The organism is Sporosarcina sp. E16_8 (genome assembly GCF_017347095.1).
Classification (GTDB): Bacteria; Bacillota; Bacilli; order Bacillales_A; family Planococcaceae; genus Sporosarcina.
The window spans coordinates 1-17,059 of the sequence record NZ_JADPRZ010000063.1 but is presented as its reverse complement, the minus strand read 5'-3'; the positions used below and the strand labels follow the sequence as shown (position 1 = coordinate 17,059).

Sequence of the window (17,059 nt, the reverse complement as noted above, 5' to 3'; positions counted from 1 at the left end):
TCATGTCTAGCTCCAGCGCCTAGCCCCTCGAGTCGCTTCAGTCCTTAAGTTAAAGGCAAAGTGCGCCTTTCTCTTAAGGCCCTCCAGCGCTTGTCGGATCTAACAAGGCGCTTGCGCTTTTCTTCATTCAATTAATTTGTCACAGCACCCGCAATAGACGGTTTGACGGCAATACAATCATAGTACGGGAACGCAACCGCCAATCGCTTTGCCAGCTCGCTCTCGTCGCCTTGCTTCACAGTCACGAATAAAGACGGGCCCGCACCACTGATTGTCATTCCATACGCACCGTACTCATGACATACTTCACGGATTCGGTCGAACTCAGGAAATAGCTTTTTACGGTACGGCTCATGAAAGAAATCCTTTTCCATCATACGACCCGCCATTTCCCAATCTTCCCGAGCAATCGCTGCCGAAAGTACATTCCCTGCCGCACTGCTACGCGTTGCTTCTGCATGTGCGAGTTGACTTGGTAGAAGCCCCCTAGATGCTTCCGTCAGCAATGCTTCTGGCGGAACAAGTATCACAGCTCCCATTTTTGGTTCTGGAATATGAACGACATCCATTTCCATGCCATCAAAATAAGATATAGTCACTCCCCCAAGAAGCGCAGCCGAGATATTATCCGCGTGCCCTTCATATCCACTGCCTAGAAGCACTTTTTCCTTCGCGGAAAGATTCAATTCAAGAAGCCGATTTGCAATTTCAATTCCTGCTGCAATTGCTGTCGCACTGCTTCCAAGTCCTTTACCAAGTGGAATATCCGACTGAATGATAAGTCGCGATACAGGCGCAACACGCCCTTTTCGCTCAGCTATATCAATAACAGTCTTCACGATTAAATTATCTTCTCCAGTCGGTAAATCTTGAAAACCATCTTCTTTATACGTAACTTCCCAGTCCTCTGACGGCGATACATCCACCGTCATATAAAGGTTTAGTGCAAGTCCGATACTATCGAAGCCTGGCCCAAGATTTGCCGTCGATGCAGGTACGACAACGGAAAAATTGGATTCTGCCATTACTTTGTCCCCGCCTTTAACCCACTAAGAAACGCATCAAATTGTTCCCGTGACATCATTGGTTTTTCTTTATTTACTTCAATCGCTGTATCAGGATCTTTTAAACCATTACCAGTCAATACTGCAACTACAGTAGAACCTTTTTTCAACAAGCCGCTCTCCACTTGTTTTTTAACGCCCGCGATTGATGCACACGAGCCAGGTTCTGCAAAAACACCTTCAGAAGAAGCAATTAAACTGTATGCTTCCAAAATCTCTTCATCAGTTACAGCAAGAATTGTTCCATTCGACTCTGCCAAGGCATTGTTGGCCAGGTCCCAACTTGCGGGATTACCGATTCGAATCGCTGTTGCAACCGTTTCAGGGTTTTCGAATACGCGATTATAAACAATCGGTGCGGCTCCGTCAGCCTGTACACCAAGAAGCACCGGTAGCGCAGTACCCTTCTTATCCGCATATTCTTTGAATCCTTTCCAAGCCGCAGAGATGTTACCCGCATTCCCAACCGGAAGTGCGAAAACATCTGGCACTTTTCCAAGTTGCTCAATCGTTTCAAATGCAATTGTCTTTTGACCTTCAAGTCGATACGGGTTAACCGAGTTAACAAGCGCAACTTCGCCCTCGTCCGCCGCACGTACCATAGCCAACGCTTCGTCAAAGTTACCTTCGATTTCTACGATTTCTGCACCATACATTTTTGCCTGTGCCAATTTACCAAGTGCGATTCGACCTGCTGGAATAACTACAATTGTCCGCATTCCAGCACGCGCACCATATGCCGCCGCCGCTGCAGACGTATTACCCGTTGATGCACAAATAAGAACTTTTTTTCCTTCTTCTTTCGCTTTTGCGACCGCCATAACCATGCCCCGGTCTTTAAATGAACCTGTCGGATTCGTTCCTTCCGTTTTCACGTAAAGGTTGATTCCCCACTGTTCGGATAAATTTGTCATGTGAATTAGAGGGGTATTCCCTTCCTGCAACGTTAACGCCGGTGTATCTTCTGTCACCGGTAACCATTCTTTATATTCCTCAATTAATCCATTCCATCTTTTCATCATTCTTCCCCCTCTACCCGGTAATGGCTTAGTACGCCGATTACCTTTGGTGTCTCATTCAATTCAGTCACAATATCTAAATGCTGTTGTCGCGAAATTTGATGCGTGATGAAAATTAGGTCTGCATCGGCTTCCTTTTTATCGGAATGCTGAACAACTGTCGCCAGACTTGCACCGTGCTTGCTATATATAGACGTTAATTTCGTCAGGACGCCTACTTCGTCTCTAACGCGAATTCGGTGGAAATAACGTGCGAACTTGTTACTATCGCTTTTCACTTTCCGCTCATACTGCGGTGCGTGTAATCTTTTGCCGTTGACACCTAGCAATAAATTACGGCACGCTGCAATAATATCTCCCGTAACAGATGTGGCAGTCGGTAGAGATCCAGCGCCCGGTCCATAGAACATTGTTTCTCCAACCGCATCTCCATAAATATACACCGCATTGAACTCATTGTTCACTGATGCCAACGGATGCGAATTCGGGAAAAATACAGGTTCTACAGCCACTTCGATACCATCCTCGTTCTTCTTAGCTGACCCTGCTAACTTCACCGTATAGCCAAATTGCTCGGCTAGTTCTAGATCGCCTTCTTGAATTTCTTTCAACCCTCTTACAAACACGTCGTCCAGGCGGACTTCCGTGGAGAAAGACAACGAAGCCAAAATAACCATTTTGCGCGCCGCATCAATGCCGTCAACATCCGCCGACGGATCTGCTTCCGCATAACCCAGTGCTGTCGCCTCTGCCAATGCATCTTCATATGACATCTTTTCATGTTTCATTTTCGTTAGAATGAAGTTCGTTGTCCCATTCACGATGCCCGTCAATGCACGGATCCGGTCGGAAGCAAGTCCATCTTCAAGTGTGCGGATTAACGGGATCCCGCCGCCAACGCTTGCTTCGTAAAAGAGATCACACTTGTTTTCATCCGCAAGCTTCAATAATCCAGGTCCGAATTCTGCCATAACGTCTTTGTTAGCTGTTACGACACCTTTTCCAGCACGCAAAGAACTTTCAATCGCTTCTTTCGCATCGAAGGTCCCACCCATCACTTCTACTATTAAATCGATAGACGAGTCTTCAAGCACTTCATATAAATTATCCGTGAACGTTTCCAACGAAAGCGTTGTTTCCCGATCTTTATGTAAGTTTTTCACAAGAATTTTTTTTATTTTGACAGGAACGCCAAGTTTATGATGCAGGTCTTCTTGATGATCCTGCAAAATTTTAGCCACTCCGCTACCGACAACCCCAAATCCTAATAACCCAATGTTAATTTCATTTTTCATTGACGATTCTCCTAACTGTATGTACACTATGAAAAAACAATTGTTCTTCGCATAAAGACATTATAGTGAAATATTCGGATAATAACAAGCCTATTTGTGATAAAGTCATAGAATTGATAAGATTACCCCCACTATAAAATAGATTGGATTTGATGATTATGAAAGTTTGTAAATTCGGTGGCACTTCGGTCGCATCGGCCGATCAAATAAAAAAAGTTGCTCAAATTGTAAAAGCTGATCCTAGTCGTAAAATCATTGTTGTCTCTGCACCCGGCAAACGGTTTGGCTCGGATGAAAAAGTAACGGATCTACTAATCCAACTTGCTGAAAAAGCCCTTAAAGGGGAAGACACGGAAGTAGAACTGAAAGAAGTAGTGGCCCGCTATCAACAAATTGCTGCCGGCCTCGGTCTTTCAATGGAGATTGTATCCGTTATCGAAAATGATTTGCACGAACGTCTTGTTAGCAATGAAAACGACGCCAGTCTTTTCATGGATTGCTTGAAAGCATCTGGTGAAGACAACAACGCAAAGCTAATTGCCGCCTACTTCACACTTATCGGAATGGATGCACAGTATATATGTCCAAAAGAGGCCGGTCTACTTGTCAATGAACGGCCTGAACGGGTACGTGCATTGCCTGAAGGCGATGATCGCCTCGTACAATTACGTGATAAACCAGGTATTATCGTGTTCCCTGGTTTTTTTGGCTACACGAAAGACGGGACACTGAGGACATTCAACAGAGGAGGATCGGACATTACAGGATCCCTACTTGCGGCAGCGACAGAAGCCGAACTGTATGAAAACTTTACAGACGTCGATTCGGTATTTGCGGCTAACCCGAATGTCGTCGATAATCCAGTCGGTATCGAAAAAATGACGTATCGTGAAATGCGAGAACTAGCCTATGCGGGATTCTCCGTCTTCCACGATGAAGCGCTTATGCCCGCATTCCGTCGTTCCGTTCCTGTATGTATTAAAAACACTAATAATCCGGAGGCTCCGGGAACACTTATTGTCAATGAACGAAATTATTTTGCACAGCCGGTCATTGGTATTGCTGCCGATAGCGGATTTTCCACACTGTTTGTCGATAAATATTTAATGAACCAGGAAATTGGTTTTGGTAGAAAGTTATTGCAAATCTTAGAAGAAGAAGAAATCCCATTTGAACACACGCCTTCTGGTATCGATAACTTGTCCGTCATCATCAGAAGTAAATTCCTCAATGCAGATAAAGAAGCGCGGATTGTGCGCCGGGCAAAAGAGGAACTGAATGCAGATCACGTCCATATGCATTCTAATTACTCCATGATCGTTCTTGTAGGCGAAGGAATGCGTCATTCCACTGGGCTGGCTGCACGTGCCGCCTCAGCCATCGCACGCACAGGCGCCAGCATCCAGATGATCAACCAAGGTTCATCAGAAGTAAGTCTTGTCTTTGGCGTCCATAAAGCTGATGAAAATAAAATCTTGAAGGAATTATACGCTGAGTTTTTCTTGAAATCTGCAGTACTTTCTAATTAAATAAAAAACACCATTGAATTCACTACGACGCTCGAGGATGCCTCCCGCCCTAAGCCAAGCAGCTTCTCCGCCTGACTTAGGGCTTCAGCTACCCCCGTTAAGATGCCTGCGCTTAATGAGTTTATAGGTATTCAATTAATCGATATACATATAGAATAAACGGCACACCATCTCATTAGATGGTGTGCCGTTTGTCTTAACATAGTGGCATAAACATACCCGGAAATTGCTTAACAATACCACCCGCTATCATATCCGACATTTCTAAAGCTTCCGCTTCAATTTTATCGAACACTTCAATATCAGCCTTATAGTTTTTTTGAATCATATAAACCGCTTCTTGTTTGGTTAAAGCCAAATGACTATAAAACATTTTCCTTACTTCTTCTCTGCTTAAATACGGGTTGATGCTACTTAAATAGTCGGCGATATCATCTGCATTTCTATACCATTGCTTCTCTGCTTCCGACGCTGTTTTTGCATCCCCCTTTGTAGCTGCCGTTACTAATTCAGCAGCTAACACTAAATGTTCTTTAATCAGTGCGGCGTATCTATCCGCAATTTTATCGCCATAAAAGGGCCGTAAACAATTTCCCATATCTGTCGCATTTCTCAAAAGACGCTCTTGGACAGACGGTAAATCCGGTAAAGCGAATACGACACCCATAATCGTCATCCTCGTCCAGTTGACATGCTCCATCCAGAGAAGCCGGTTCATACTTATAAATTCGACTTCCGCCTTACTTATGCAACTTCTGCCATATAAATCAGTTTGGTTATTCAAGATATACCTGACGGGCGCTGTATATTGTGAATATGGCCCCTGGTAGCTAGAGTTAATAACCGCCCCAACAGGATATGAGGATAGTCCATTTGAATAAGGTTTCACTCCACAACCCCTCCTTTTATCCATATTGTATTGGATACCAACACACTACTTCCCAACAATGATTCACTCATCTACACTCTCAACCATCACGCAGGTGTAAACACTACATAGTATTCGAGATGGGTAAAATTTGTGAAATAAAAAATGCAGCCCATGTCAATGGCTGCATTCCCATAGTTAATTTTATTTTTTCAAAAGGGATGTCTGCTTGAGGGATTGTCCAATTTTCTCAACAATCGAATCCACTTCTTCAGGTTTATTAATAAGATCATAGTCATTAATATCAAGACGCAATACTGGGCACGCATTGAATGAATTAATCCAATTCTCATAACGACCGTACATCTCTTCCCAGTAAGTAATGGGTGTCTCCTGCTCCATCACACGACCACGTTCTTTAACACGCGAAATAATCCCGTCCAGCGGCCCCTCCAAGTAAACAAGCAAATCTGGATGCGGGAAATACGGTGTCATAACCATCGCTTCAAATAAATTGGTATACGTATCATAATCAACGGGATTCATCGTTCCTTTTTCCATATGCATTTTTGCGAATATACCTGTATCTTCATAAATCGAACGATCTTGAATAAAGCCTCCGCCATATTCATAAATCCGTTTCTGCTCTTTGAAGCGCTCTGCCAAGAAATAAATTTGCAAATGGAAGCTCCATTTCTCAAAGTCCTTGTAAAAAAGATCAAGGTACGGATTCTGCTCAACATTTTCAAATGATGTCCTGAAGTGGAGCGCATCCGCGAGCGCCTGCGTCATCGTCGACTTGCCGACGCCTACTGTCCCTGCAATTGTAATGACAGCGTTTTGTGGGATGCCATGTTTTTCACGTAAGTTCATTCAAAGTTACTCCTTTTCGTATCGTCGCATCGACAGTATCTAAAATAAATTGTAGATCCTCTTCACTATTGACGAAATCAAGATCATCGCCATTAAACCTAAGAACAGGAATTTCTGGATGTGCCAACTCGAAATACGTGATGAACGTCTCGTAATCTTCCGTAAGCTGCTGTAAATAAGCGGGATCCATATTTTTCTCAAATTCACGTCCCCGCTGTGAAATGCGCTTCATAAGTGTGTCTAGGCTCGCATGTAGGTAGACAATTATATTAGGAACGGGCATGTCCTTCGTCAAAATTTTATAGATTTCCTCGTACTTCACATATTCTGTCGGATCTAATGTACGTCTTGCAAAAATGAGGTTTTTAAAAATATGGTAATCAGCAACAACCGGTTTTTGTTCGATTAGTATCTCGTTTTTTGTATCGCTAAGCTGTTTATATCGATTACACAGAAAAAACATTTCCGTTTGGAAACTCCATTCTTCGATGTTGTCATAAAATTTATTTAGAAATGGATTTTCATCCACGATTTCTTTTAGTTGATGGAATTGCTGTGTGTCCGCAATTGCCTTGGAAAGTGATGTTTTTCCAACTCCAATCGGACCTTCGACCGCTATAAACGGAACAGACATCAGAAATCCTCCTTCACGTCGTATTTATATAATGCTCTTCATTTTATCACACAGGTGAAATGAAAAGTAGAGTGCAGTCAACGTTCAGACTTTTTCCACGTGGAACAATCGAAAGGCGGAAGCGACCAAATAAAGGAACGTAGCCTAAGTACGCCACTTCCTGTGGCAACAGCTGCATCACCTACATCCTGCAGGCCCAAGCGGTGCCCTTTACTCCGGAAGGATGCAGTTCAATCCCTTTCTAGCCGCGCAGACTTGTGACCCGAGCATCTGGCCGCTGTAGCTAGACAACACCTCGACAGGGAAAACCCCTTCATTCACCACTAGAAAATGCTACACTATCACCAAGGAGTGATGACTTTGGATACTTTTAATAAAGACCGACTATATATGCAGATGGCAATTGACGAAGCGATGAAAGCACAAGCTCTTGGCGAAGTACCAATCGGCGCGATCATCGTTCATGACGATAAAGTAATTGCACGGGCACATAATTTGCGGGAAACCACCCAAAACGCAGTTACTCATGCGGAGCTATCCGCAATTCAGGATGCATGCCAAGAAATTGGCAGCTGGCGCCTTGAAGATACAACTTTATACGTGACACTCGAGCCATGCCCAATGTGCGCAGGTGCTATTTTACAATCTAGAATTCCGCGCATTGTATACGGCGCTCGCGATCCAAAAGGCGGTTGTGTAGACTCACTCTATCGCTTATTGAATGATCCACGATTTAATCATGAATGTGATGTAGTTGAAGGCGTGTCCGCCGATGAATGCGGGGAGATGCTAACAGCATTTTTCAGGGCTATTCGTGAACGGAAGAAGAGTGACCAAAAGCGTAAGCGCCTTGATGAAGGTGCTGGAGTCTAGACAAGAAAAAAATCGTGCAGGTCGTCGAGTGACGCCTTGCACGATTTTTGTTTTTAAAGGGTAATAACTTCTTTTCCGCCCATGTATGAACGAAGTACCTCAGGAATAATGACAGAACCATCTTCCTGCTGATAGTTTTCAAGTATTGCCGCTACAGTACGACCAATTGCTAGCCCACTGCCGTTCAATGTGTGAACATATTCTGGTTTTGCACCCGCTTCACGACGGAAGCGAATATTTGCACGACGCGCTTGGAAGTCTTCAAAGTTTGAACAAGAAGAGATCTCGCGGTACATATTTTGTGTTGGAATCCATACTTCTAGATCGTATTTCTTCGCTGCAGTGAATCCAAGGTCAGCAGTACACATTTTTAGAGCACGGTAAGGTAGTTTCAATAACTGCAACACTTTTTCAGCGTGTCCTGTTAGTTTTTCAAGTTCATCATAAGAATCTTCCGGTTTCACGAAACGAACCAACTCAACTTTGTTGAACTGATGCTGACGGATTAGACCGCGCGTATCACGGCCTGCAGATCCCGCCTCTGAACGGAAGTTCGTGCTATACGCTGCAAACGCAACTGGTAATTGTGCAACATTCAAGATTTCATCGCGGTGGAAGTTCGTTACAGGCACTTCAGATGTCGGAATAAGGAAGTAATCCTCTTCGGTGACTAAAAATGCATCTTCCTCAAACTTCGGCAGCTGCCCCGTACCCGTTAAACTTATGCGGTTTACCAAATACGGCGGCAATATTTCTTCGTAACCGTGTTCTTCAATGTGGAGATCAAGCATGAAGTTAATCAATGCGCGCTCAAGGCGAGCTCCAAGACCACGGTAAAAGACAAAACGGCTTCCAGTCACTTTTGCAGCACGTTCGAAATCAAGGAGATTTAAATCCGTTCCCACTTCCCAGTGTGGCTTCGGCTCAAACCCGAATTCAGGTTTCTCTCCCCACACACGAATTTCAACATTGTCGTCCTCGCTATTGCCAATAGGAACGCTGTCATGTGGAATATTAGGGATGCGCATCATAATATAATTCAACTCTTCTTCAACTGTATGCAGTTCCTCATCGAGTTTTTTTATGTCATCCCCTACTTGACGCGTGCGTGCAATAACGTCATCTGCATTTTCTTTGTTACGTTTCATTTCAGCGACCTTTTGAGATACTTCGTTACGTTCCGCCTTCAAAGCTTCGACTTTTGCGATTAGTTCTCTACGTTTATCATCAAGCGCTTGGAATTTATCAAGCTGAGAAATATCCTCCCCGCGTTTAGAAAGCTTCTCTTTCACTTCATCAAAATTTGCTCGGACTTTTTTAATATCTAGCATGAATAATTCCTCCTTGATTTTTAGACGATAATGGAAAGTTAGAAAAGTGCTCGAAACCTGGACAACAAAAAAAGCCCTCGATTCCCTATAAAAGGGACGAGAACTACCCGCGTTGCCACCCAAATTGACCGGACAACCAAGTCCAATCCACTCCATTGAAATAACGGTTCAACTGCCGGCTCAGGCCTACTAAACGGTTCAGCCCAGCTACTCAGGGACGGATTCACAAGTGTTTCTATCGGCTCACACCACCCGCCGACTCTCTTTAAAAAACGCGCTTGTTACTGCTTCCCATCATCGTCTCATGTTTGAAATTACCCTTACTTTACTACATGGTTGTTTTTTTGGCAAGTCGCACAAAGAAAAAATGTATCCGCTTTCTTAAATTATTCTTTAAACATATGTGCAACTTGTTCAAAATAGTTTTTTTCATGTGGAACAAAGTCGATTAGACTAATTTCCGCCAATGTCTCATCAAAAACATTGACGCATTTAACTGTCATTACTGCATTAACAAAAAGATCAATCAGTGCTTGCCGCTCCACGATATGCACACTCTCTACTTCCTCTTGTTGCAATGAAAACTCGCTTGCTGCAAAAGATGAGTCATATAAGAAGACACTCGAAAACTCACGGTCAATAAAGTTGGGCAGTTTGATAATGTTCTGCACGACACCTTTAAAATGTAGCTTCCTTTGGTCAACTTCTATCCCTAATTCCTCTTCCACTTCACGGATGCCATCTGCCACAGTCTCAGTCGAGAGAATATGACCGGCAGCGGTAATGTCAAACAATCCTGGGAAGTCTTTTTTCACAGCGCTCCTTTTTTGAATATAGACAAACTGTTCATTGACTAACCAGCAATGGAATGTTTCATGCCACAGACCCTCACGGTGGATCTTGTCTCTATTTTCATCTCTCAAATAGGTATAGTTTTCGTCGAAGACTTTTAATCGTTCCATTCATATCCCCCCTACAATTAAGTATACAAAAAAGCGAAGGATTTCTCCCCCGCTTTGTTCTTAATTGATCACCAGCCGCGTTCTGACATACGCTCTTCCACTTGAAGGGTTCCGATTTCTAACCCTTTCATCGGTTCGCCAATGTCTTTAGATAGCTCGCCAATCAGTTTATAGTCTTTGAAGTTTTCTGTTGTTTTAACAATTGCTCGTGCAAATTTTTCTGGGTTCTCTGATTTGAAGATACCTGAACCTACGAAGACGCCGTCTGCACCAAGTTCCATCATAAGTGCAGCATCTGCCGGTGTTGCCACGCCGCCGGCTGCATAGTTTGTTACAGGGAGTCGTCCGTGTTTTTTGATGGCAAGAAGGATTTCATAAGGTGCGCCAAGATTACGCGCTTCCGTCATGACTTCGTCGTCATTCATATGAACAAGTCTGCTCACTTGGGCATTTACCATACGAAGGTGACGTACCGCTTCAACAATATTACCCGTTCCCGGTTCGCCTTTTGTACGAAGCATTTTAGCGCCTTCACCAAGACGACGTGCTGCTTCTCCAAGATCACGCGCTCCACAAACGAATGGCACACTGTATATACTTTTCAGCAAGTGGAATTCTTCATCCGCTGGAGTAAGTACTTCACTTTCATCAATGTAATCAACACCGAGTGCCTCAAGTATGCGCGCTTCAGAAATATGACCGATACGTGCTTTCGCCATAACTGGAATCGAAACAGCACTCTGTACGTCCGTGATGATGCGTGGATCCGCCATGCGCGCAACCCCGCCCGCTTTTCGTATATCAGAAGGGACACGCTCAAGTGCCATTACCGCGATTGCACCTGCCGCCTCCGCTATTTTTGCTTGTTCTGCATTAATGACGTCCATGATGACGCCGCCGTATTTAAAATTCATGTACCCTTCCCCCTTTTGTTATTGTCTAGAGGCTCGGAGGCCCACAGGATGTGGGTCACGCAGACATTGCCGCAGGACGCGCCGAACTTCGGCCGTGATCATTGATTGCCGTATAGCCAGCCCATCTTATGTCTGCCGCCTCTGTACAGGCGCTTCCTTCTTTTCTTATTTTTCAGTATAATGGATTATGACCTTATTAAAACACCCAGTTACAAACAAGTTAAAGGGGTCAGTCGGAGGAATTGCTGTGGAGATGTTATTAATCAAATTGGAGAAAAGTACAGATACTCCGTTATATGAACAAATGTACAACCAAATACGACGGGATATTACGGATGGCAAATTGCCAGTTGGCATGAAACTTCCTTCGAAACGAAAACTCGGTGACTTTCTTGATGTGAGCCAGACGACGGTTGAACTTGCTTATGCACAGCTCGCAGCGGAAGGGTATATTTTATCGAAACCCCGAAAAGGTTTTTACGTGCAGGCGATTGAAGAACTAGCTTACGCCCAACCGTTGCTGCTTTCCGTGAAAAGGCCGGCTGAAAAAGTTGAAGATATAACCTTCGACTTCTCGCCGGGTAAAATCGATACGGAGTCATTCCCTTTTACGCAATGGAGAAAGTACGCAAAAGACGTTATGGATGAATCTTCAAAGGACCTTCTACTTCTCGGTCATCCCCATGGTGATTGGGAACTTCGCCAAGAAATTGCACGCTATTTATATCACTCTCGCGGTGTTGACTGTACCCCGGAGCAGGTTATCATTGGTTCTGGCACAGAACAGCTTATGCCGCTCGTCATCCGGGTTCTCGGGACTGAAGCTACATATGCAATCGAGGACCCTGGCTACCCGCTTACTCATCACGTTTTTTTTCACAACAACCGGGAAGCAATTCCGATTGCAGTCGACGAAGAAGGAATGGATGTAAGGTCTCTACAACACTCAGGAGCGACTGTTGCCTATGTGACTCCCTCTCATCAATTCCCTACCGGCATCGTTCTCTCAGCGGCGCGCAGGACTGTTTTGTTGAACTGGGCATCATCAGGTGACGAACACTTTATCATCGAAGACGATTACGACAGTGAATTTCGATACATTGGAAGGCCAATACCTTCCTTGCAGGGTATGGATAAAGGCGGAAACGTCATTTATTTAAGCACATTTTCTAAATCACTGATGCCCTCGCTACGGATTGCTTATATGGTGCTTCCCCCTATTTTGCTAAACCGTTATGAAAAGGCATTCATTCATTATTCAGCAACAGTACCGCGGCTCGACCAGCATATCCTTGCACGCTTCATGGCTGACGGACACTTCTCGCGCCATTTGAACAGAATGCGAAAAATATATAAACGCAAACTTCAAGTTCTCACGGAAGCCCTGTCATCCTACGCTCCACACGTTTCATTTTCCGGCGATGAGGCAGGCATGCACATTATTCTTACCGTCCATACCGAAATAAGTGAAAAATCCCTAGCGGTAGCAGCAGAGAAAGCAAATATTCGCGTATACGGCTTAAACGGCTACAGAACCGCGCCTCAAAAAGGTGAACCATCCTTCTTGCTCGGCTTCGGCGGCCTTTCTACAGAGGCCATTAAACAAGCCATCGATGATCTTATGTGCGCGTGGTCCATTAAAAAAGGCGAAGAATCCATTTAAGGATTCTTCGCCTTGATGTTTTAAAAGAATAAGAAAGTAAAAGTTTTTCACCTGGAGCAATGTCCAGACTCCAACGCTGTCCTTATTTAAACAAACCTTTTACAAATCCTGTTGCACCATTCCAAACGCTTGCGAAGAAGTCACCGATTGCGCTCATTGTAAGCGAGAACCATCCAGCCTTCTCAACTGCATCCTTCGTAACAACATCGGCTCCAGGATTATCGGAATCGATGAAGCCATAATCCGTTCCTTCTTTTTTTACGAGGTTCACGTTACCGACAACTGTACCTTTTTTAATAGGTGCCTGAAGTGCGTTGTCCTTCATTTTTGATTCATCAATCACAAGTTTAGGTACATACTGATCTTTTTCACTCGTTTTCACCATCATACGGATCGGTTCCTTTACCTCTACAGCGACAGTTTTCGCTTTCCCTTTGACAACGTCGAGCGTTTTAGAATCTTTGAACTGATAACCGGCAGGAACAAATTCCACTTCTGAGAATTGACCAAAACCGTAGTCGAACAAAGCACGCGTCGCATCGAATCGTGCTTTGTATGAACCTACGCCTTTCGCATCAACCGCTTTCATAACAACTGCAATGACCCGTTTACCATCGCGTGTCGCCGTCCCAGTGAAGCAGTGGCCTGCAAAGTCAGTCGTACCTGTCTTGAGACCATCAACGCCCTCATACTGATAAACAAACCCTGGAAGCATGAAATTCCAGTTGTCCATTTTGATAGCGTCAGACGTACCTTCGCGGAATACTTTACTGTTGATTTTCGTTGTTTCCAAAACTTCCGGATAATCGTGTAACAGATGGTAGGCCAGTTTTGCTACTGACTTTGCAGGCATAACGTTCTCGTCTTCGGCGCCTGTCCCTTGTGGATGCATACCTTGAAGGTCGCTATTATTCAAACCCGTGGAATTGACAAATTTATAATCTTTTAAACCAAGCTCTTTTGCTTTCGCATTCATCAGCTTCAAAAATTCAGTTTCTGTTCCTGCAATTGTTTCAGCAACAGCTATCGTCGCCCCGTTTGCAGAATAAATTGCTACTGCTTCATACAATTCACGAATTGTATATGTACCATCTTTCCTTAGTGGAACATTACTAAGCCGACGGTCTTGTGAAACGGCATATGTATAATCGTTCACTTTATATTCCTGATCCCAGCTTATAGTACCTTCTTCAATTGCTTCGAAAAGAATATATTCAGTCATCATTTTCGTCATACTTGCAATGCCTAGTGGCTTATCTGCATCTTCTTCGTATAATATTTTACCACTTTCCGCGTCAATTAAAATTGCACTATCGACATGGAGTCCTAGTGCCGAGTCGGCGTAAACTGGAACCGTCCCGAGTGTCATTATTAGTAGTAGCGGCACTAACAAAAATGCCACCCATCTTCTCATTTCTCGCTTCACCATAATACCTCCATCATTGCTATTTCCCTACGTCATTTTATCATATTTCGGCTACTCTTTGGGGACTAAACAAAATAAGCACCTTTCTGCTCATATGTAGACGCAGGAAAGGTGCTGATGTTCCTTCATTCCGATCCAAAACTCAAGAAACATTAATTCTTCAGTCGAAGTCTTTTATCAAAGCGAATAGTTCGGAGCTTCTTTTGTAATTTGTACTTGGTGCGGATGGCTTTCACGTAATCCTGCACCCGTCATACGGATGAACTGTGCTTTTTCACGCAGTTCATTCAGATCTTTTGTACCGCAATAGCCCATTCCTGCACGAACACCACCGATTAGCTGATGAATCGTATCAGACAAGGGACCTTTGTAAGGCATACGTCCTTCGATTCCTTCAGGTACAAGTTTTTTTGCATCGTCTTGGAAGTAACGATCTTTAGAACCACGCTCCATTGCAGCAATTGATCCCATACCACGATAGACTTTAAAACGGCGTCCTTGGAAAATTTCAGTTTCCCCTGGACTTTCCGTCGTTCCTGCAAGAAGGCTTCCAAGCATGACAACATGTCCACCAGCAGCAAGTGCTTTGACGATATCACCAGAATATTTAATGCCGCCATCAGCAATTATTGTTTTGCCTAACTTACGTGCTTCTGAAGCACATTCGTAGATAGCTGTAATTTGTGGAACACCTACACCTGCAACGACACGTGTTGTACAAATTGAACCAGGGCCAATTCCAACTTTGACAACATCAGCACCCGCTTCGAAGAGCGCACGTGTACCTTCCGCAGTCGCAATATTACCCGCGATAATTTCAAGATCTGGGAACTGCCGTCTAATCTGAGCAACCACGTCTAGAACACCTTTAGAATGCCCGTGTGCCGTGTCAATAACGATAACGTCGACTTCTGCTTTCACAAGCTTCTCTACACGTACCATCGTGTCAGTCGTAACCCCAACCGCAGCACCGACTAACAGACGACCTTGTTTATCTTTCGCCGCATTTGGAAACTCGATTACTTTTTCAATATCCTTGATTGTGATCAAACCTTTGAGGATTCCGTTGTCATCGACAATTGGAAGCTTCTCGATTTTATACTTTTGCAAGATTTTCTCTGCATCTTCTAATGTTGTACCTACGGGTGCTGTAACCAGGTTTTCTTTCGTCATAACATCATCGATAACAAGCGAATAATCTTGGATGAAACGAAGATCACGGTTCGTCAGGATACCGACAAGTTTCAATTCTTCATTATTATTCACAATTGGAACACCAGAAATACGGTATTTACTCATTAAATGCTCAGCGTCGAAAACCTGATGCTCAGGTGACAGGAAGAACGGGTTAGTAATCACCCCATTTTCAGAGCGTTTTACCGTGACAACTTGTTCAGCTTGTTCTTCAATACTCATGTTTTTATGGATGATACCAAGTCCACCTTGACGTGCCATGGAAATTGCCATCTTCGACTCAGTAACTGTATCCATTCCTGCACTAATAACAGGAATGTTTAATTTTATCTTACTCGTCAGGCTGACAGAGAGTGACACATCTTTAGGCAATACTTCAGAAGGTCCCGGTACAAGCAACACATCATCGAAAGTAAGTCCTTCACGCGTAAATTTTGATTCCCACATTTCAATATACCCCCTGTTAGTTTCAAATGAATATTATTAAAAGGTTATCAGCGGCTACAATAGCTGTCAAGTCAGTTGCGACAAGTAAAAGTATTCCTATTATTCACTGAATAATTTTGTTAATTGCATCCTTCATTTTAAGCGGTGAGGTTTGGGGTGCAAATCGCTCCACTACATTCCCTTCGTGGTCAATCAAAAACTTTGTAAAGTTCCACTTGATGCCTTCTGTAAGCATCCCTTTCTTTTGAGAGGCAAGAAATACGAAAAGTGGTTCCGCTTTGTTACCCTTGACATCGACTTTTGCAAACATCGGAAAAGTTACACCGAAATTAATTTCACAAAACTCCATTGTCTTTTCAATGTCATCGAATTCCTGGTTATTGAAATTGTCCGATGGAAAACCAAGAACAACAAGACCCTGCTCTTTGTTTTCTTCATATAACTCCTGTAATTCTTTGAACTGACTAGTAAAGCCACACTTACTTGCTGTATTTACGATAATCAAAGGTTTTCCTTTATAGTCTTCCATCGATTGAATTTCACCGTTTACTTTTTTGACTGAGAATTCATAGATTGTACTCATAGGATTGTCTCCTTTAACTTTAGTTGTCTACAAACAATAGGCTCTATTGAAGACAATTACAAGGATTGGCGATTGAATGACGGCGTATATTGCTCCGAACTGATCATATAGCGTTCAAGACCTCTTGAATAATTTGGTTGGACAATACCATATATATTTTTTTGAAGATAAATGGTTGGTTTCGACTTCTTTCTTCTAACCGTAACTACATTTCCCTATAAACTAATCCTATAAACATCATTAAAAATAAACACAAAAAAAGCCACTACCTATAAGGTAATGACTTTTCAATGAGACCGGCGACGTCCTACTCTTGCAGGGGGAAACCCCCAACTACCATCGGCGCTGAAGAGCTTAACTTCCGTGTTCGGGATGGGAACGGGT

The 17,059-nt window shown here is 43.6% G+C and carries 15 protein-coding genes, 1 rRNA gene and 1 other annotated feature; of the genes, 3 read left to right on the top strand and 13 right to left on the bottom strand.

Annotated features, from left to right (window positions below; all coding sequences use genetic code 11):
- Positions 1–131: 131 nt before the first annotated feature.
- Genes thrB through I2484_RS19250 form a run of 3 tightly spaced genes read right to left on the bottom strand, consistent with a single transcriptional unit; the run spans position 132 to position 3,378 of the window.
- Positions 132–1,025 carry a homoserine kinase gene (gene thrB / locus I2484_RS19260; protein ID WP_207152690.1) on the bottom strand — a complete coding sequence of 298 codons (894 nt, stop codon included), beginning with the start codon at positions 1,023–1,025 and terminating at the stop codon, positions 132–134.
- Positions 1,025–2,083, bottom strand: a complete 1,059-nt coding sequence (gene thrC / locus I2484_RS19255) for a threonine synthase (protein ID WP_207152689.1) — start codon at positions 2,081–2,083, stop codon at positions 1,025–1,027. The genes thrB and thrC overlap by 1 nt, the downstream gene beginning before the upstream one ends.
- On the bottom strand, positions 2,083–3,378 hold the full coding sequence (locus I2484_RS19250) for a homoserine dehydrogenase (protein WP_207152688.1): 1,296 nt from the start codon (positions 3,376–3,378) through the stop codon (positions 2,083–2,085). The genes thrC and I2484_RS19250 overlap by 1 nt, the downstream gene beginning before the upstream one ends.
- A gap of 158 nt (positions 3,379–3,536) precedes the next feature.
- Between I2484_RS19250 and I2484_RS19245 the strand changes: the two genes are divergently transcribed.
- Positions 3,537–4,907, top strand: a complete 1,371-nt coding sequence (locus tag I2484_RS19245; RefSeq protein WP_207152687.1) for an aspartate kinase — start codon at positions 3,537–3,539, stop codon at positions 4,905–4,907.
- A 196-nt stretch (positions 4,908–5,103) separates the two neighbouring features.
- On the opposite strand, the gene I2484_RS19240 is transcribed toward I2484_RS19245, so the two are convergent.
- From I2484_RS19240 to I2484_RS19230, 3 genes are all read right to left on the bottom strand, one after another.
- The gene (locus I2484_RS19240; RefSeq protein ID WP_207152691.1) at positions 5,104–5,748 is read right to left on the bottom strand and encodes a hypothetical protein; all 645 of its coding nucleotides are present in this window, start codon (positions 5,746–5,748) and stop codon (positions 5,104–5,106) included.
- Between the two features lie 231 nt (positions 5,749–5,979).
- The gene (locus tag I2484_RS19235; protein WP_207152686.1) at positions 5,980–6,648 is read right to left on the bottom strand and encodes a deoxynucleoside kinase; all 669 of its coding nucleotides are present in this window, start codon (positions 6,646–6,648) and stop codon (positions 5,980–5,982) included.
- A complete protein-coding gene (locus tag I2484_RS19230; protein ID WP_207152685.1) occupies positions 6,635–7,282 on the bottom strand; it encodes a deoxynucleoside kinase in 648 nt (215 codons plus the stop codon). Before I2484_RS19230 ends, I2484_RS19235 begins: the two co-directional genes overlap by 14 nt.
- A 360-nt stretch (positions 7,283–7,642) precedes the next feature.
- Here I2484_RS19230 and tadA point away from each other — a divergent pair, with 360 nt between their 5' ends.
- A complete protein-coding gene (tadA, locus tag I2484_RS19225; RefSeq protein ID WP_207152684.1) occupies positions 7,643–8,155 on the top strand; it encodes a tRNA adenosine(34) deaminase TadA in 513 nt (170 codons plus the stop codon).
- Between the two features lie 53 nt (positions 8,156–8,208).
- Here tadA and serS read toward each other — a convergent pair whose 3' ends face one another.
- The 3 genes from serS to pdxS all read right to left on the bottom strand — a co-directional run bounded on the left by serS (position 8,209) and on the right by pdxS (position 11,362).
- Positions 8,209–9,486: a serine--tRNA ligase gene (gene serS, locus I2484_RS19220; RefSeq protein WP_207152683.1), complete on the bottom strand. Its 1,278-nt coding sequence runs from the start codon at positions 9,484–9,486 to the stop codon at positions 8,209–8,211.
- An 89-nt stretch (positions 9,487–9,575) separates the two neighbouring features.
- Positions 9,576–9,793: a binding site (T-box leader), on the bottom strand.
- Positions 9,794–9,872: 79 nt separating this feature from the next.
- Positions 9,873–10,448 (bottom strand): NUDIX hydrolase, encoded by a 576-nt coding sequence (locus I2484_RS19215; protein ID WP_207152682.1) that lies wholly within the window; start codon positions 10,446–10,448, stop codon positions 9,873–9,875.
- Positions 10,449–10,516: 68 nt separating this feature from the next.
- The gene (gene pdxS / locus I2484_RS19210; protein WP_207152681.1) at positions 10,517–11,362 is read right to left on the bottom strand and encodes a pyridoxal 5'-phosphate synthase lyase subunit PdxS; all 846 of its coding nucleotides are present in this window, start codon (positions 11,360–11,362) and stop codon (positions 10,517–10,519) included.
- 247 nt (positions 11,363–11,609) lie between these two features.
- Here pdxS and pdxR point away from each other — a divergent pair, with 247 nt between their 5' ends.
- Positions 11,610–13,025 (top strand): MocR-like pyridoxine biosynthesis transcription factor PdxR, encoded by a 1,416-nt coding sequence (gene pdxR / locus I2484_RS19205; RefSeq protein WP_207152680.1) that lies wholly within the window; start codon positions 11,610–11,612, stop codon positions 13,023–13,025.
- 82 nt (positions 13,026–13,107) lie between these two features.
- Here pdxR and I2484_RS19200 read toward each other — a convergent pair whose 3' ends face one another.
- The 4 genes from I2484_RS19200 to rrf all read right to left on the bottom strand — a co-directional run.
- On the bottom strand, positions 13,108–14,454 hold the full coding sequence (locus I2484_RS19200; protein WP_207152679.1) for a serine hydrolase: 1,347 nt from the start codon (positions 14,452–14,454) through the stop codon (positions 13,108–13,110).
- Between the two features lie 174 nt (positions 14,455–14,628).
- Positions 14,629–16,092 carry an IMP dehydrogenase gene (gene guaB / locus I2484_RS19195; protein WP_207152678.1) on the bottom strand — a complete coding sequence of 488 codons (1,464 nt, stop codon included), beginning with the start codon at positions 16,090–16,092 and terminating at the stop codon, positions 14,629–14,631.
- Between the two features lie 103 nt (positions 16,093–16,195).
- Positions 16,196–16,675, bottom strand: a complete 480-nt coding sequence (locus tag I2484_RS19190) for a glutathione peroxidase (protein WP_207152677.1) — start codon at positions 16,673–16,675, stop codon at positions 16,196–16,198.
- A gap of 294 nt (positions 16,676–16,969) precedes the next feature.
- Positions 16,970–17,059: ribosomal RNA gene (gene rrf, locus I2484_RS19185) — 5S ribosomal RNA — on the bottom strand; the annotation flags it as partial.

Excerpts from the sequence above, each read along its gene's own strand:
- thrB (WP_207152690.1), bottom strand. The coding sequence starts at position 1,025 with ATGGCAGAATCCAATTTTTCCGTTGTCGTACCTGCATCGACGGCAAAT.
- thrC (WP_207152689.1), bottom strand. The coding sequence starts at position 2,083 with ATGAAAAGATGGAATGGATTAATTGAGGAATATAAAGAATGGTTACCG.
- I2484_RS19250 (WP_207152688.1), bottom strand. The coding sequence starts at position 3,378 with ATGAAAAATGAAATTAACATTGGGTTATTAGGATTTGGGGTTGTCGGT.
- I2484_RS19245 (WP_207152687.1), top strand. The coding sequence starts at position 3,537 with ATGAAAGTTTGTAAATTCGGTGGCACTTCGGTCGCATCGGCCGATCAA.
- I2484_RS19235 (WP_207152686.1), bottom strand. The coding sequence starts at position 6,648 with ATGAACTTACGTGAAAAACATGGCATCCCACAAAACGCTGTCATTACA.
- I2484_RS19230 (WP_207152685.1), bottom strand. The coding sequence starts at position 7,282 with ATGTCTGTTCCGTTTATAGCGGTCGAAGGTCCGATTGGAGTTGGAAAA.
- serS (WP_207152683.1), bottom strand. The coding sequence starts at position 9,486 with ATGCTAGATATTAAAAAAGTCCGAGCAAATTTTGATGAAGTGAAAGAG.
- I2484_RS19215 (WP_207152682.1), bottom strand. The coding sequence starts at position 10,448 with ATGGAACGATTAAAAGTCTTCGACGAAAACTATACCTATTTGAGAGAT.
- pdxS (WP_207152681.1), bottom strand. The coding sequence starts at position 11,362 with ATGAATTTTAAATACGGCGGCGTCATCATGGACGTCATTAATGCAGAA.
- I2484_RS19200 (WP_207152679.1), bottom strand. The coding sequence starts at position 14,454 with ATGGTGAAGCGAGAAATGAGAAGATGGGTGGCATTTTTGTTAGTGCCG.
- guaB (WP_207152678.1), bottom strand. The coding sequence starts at position 16,092 with ATGTGGGAATCAAAATTTACGCGTGAAGGACTTACTTTCGATGATGTG.
- I2484_RS19190 (WP_207152677.1), bottom strand. The coding sequence starts at position 16,675 with ATGAGTACAATCTATGAATTCTCAGTCAAAAAAGTAAACGGTGAAATT.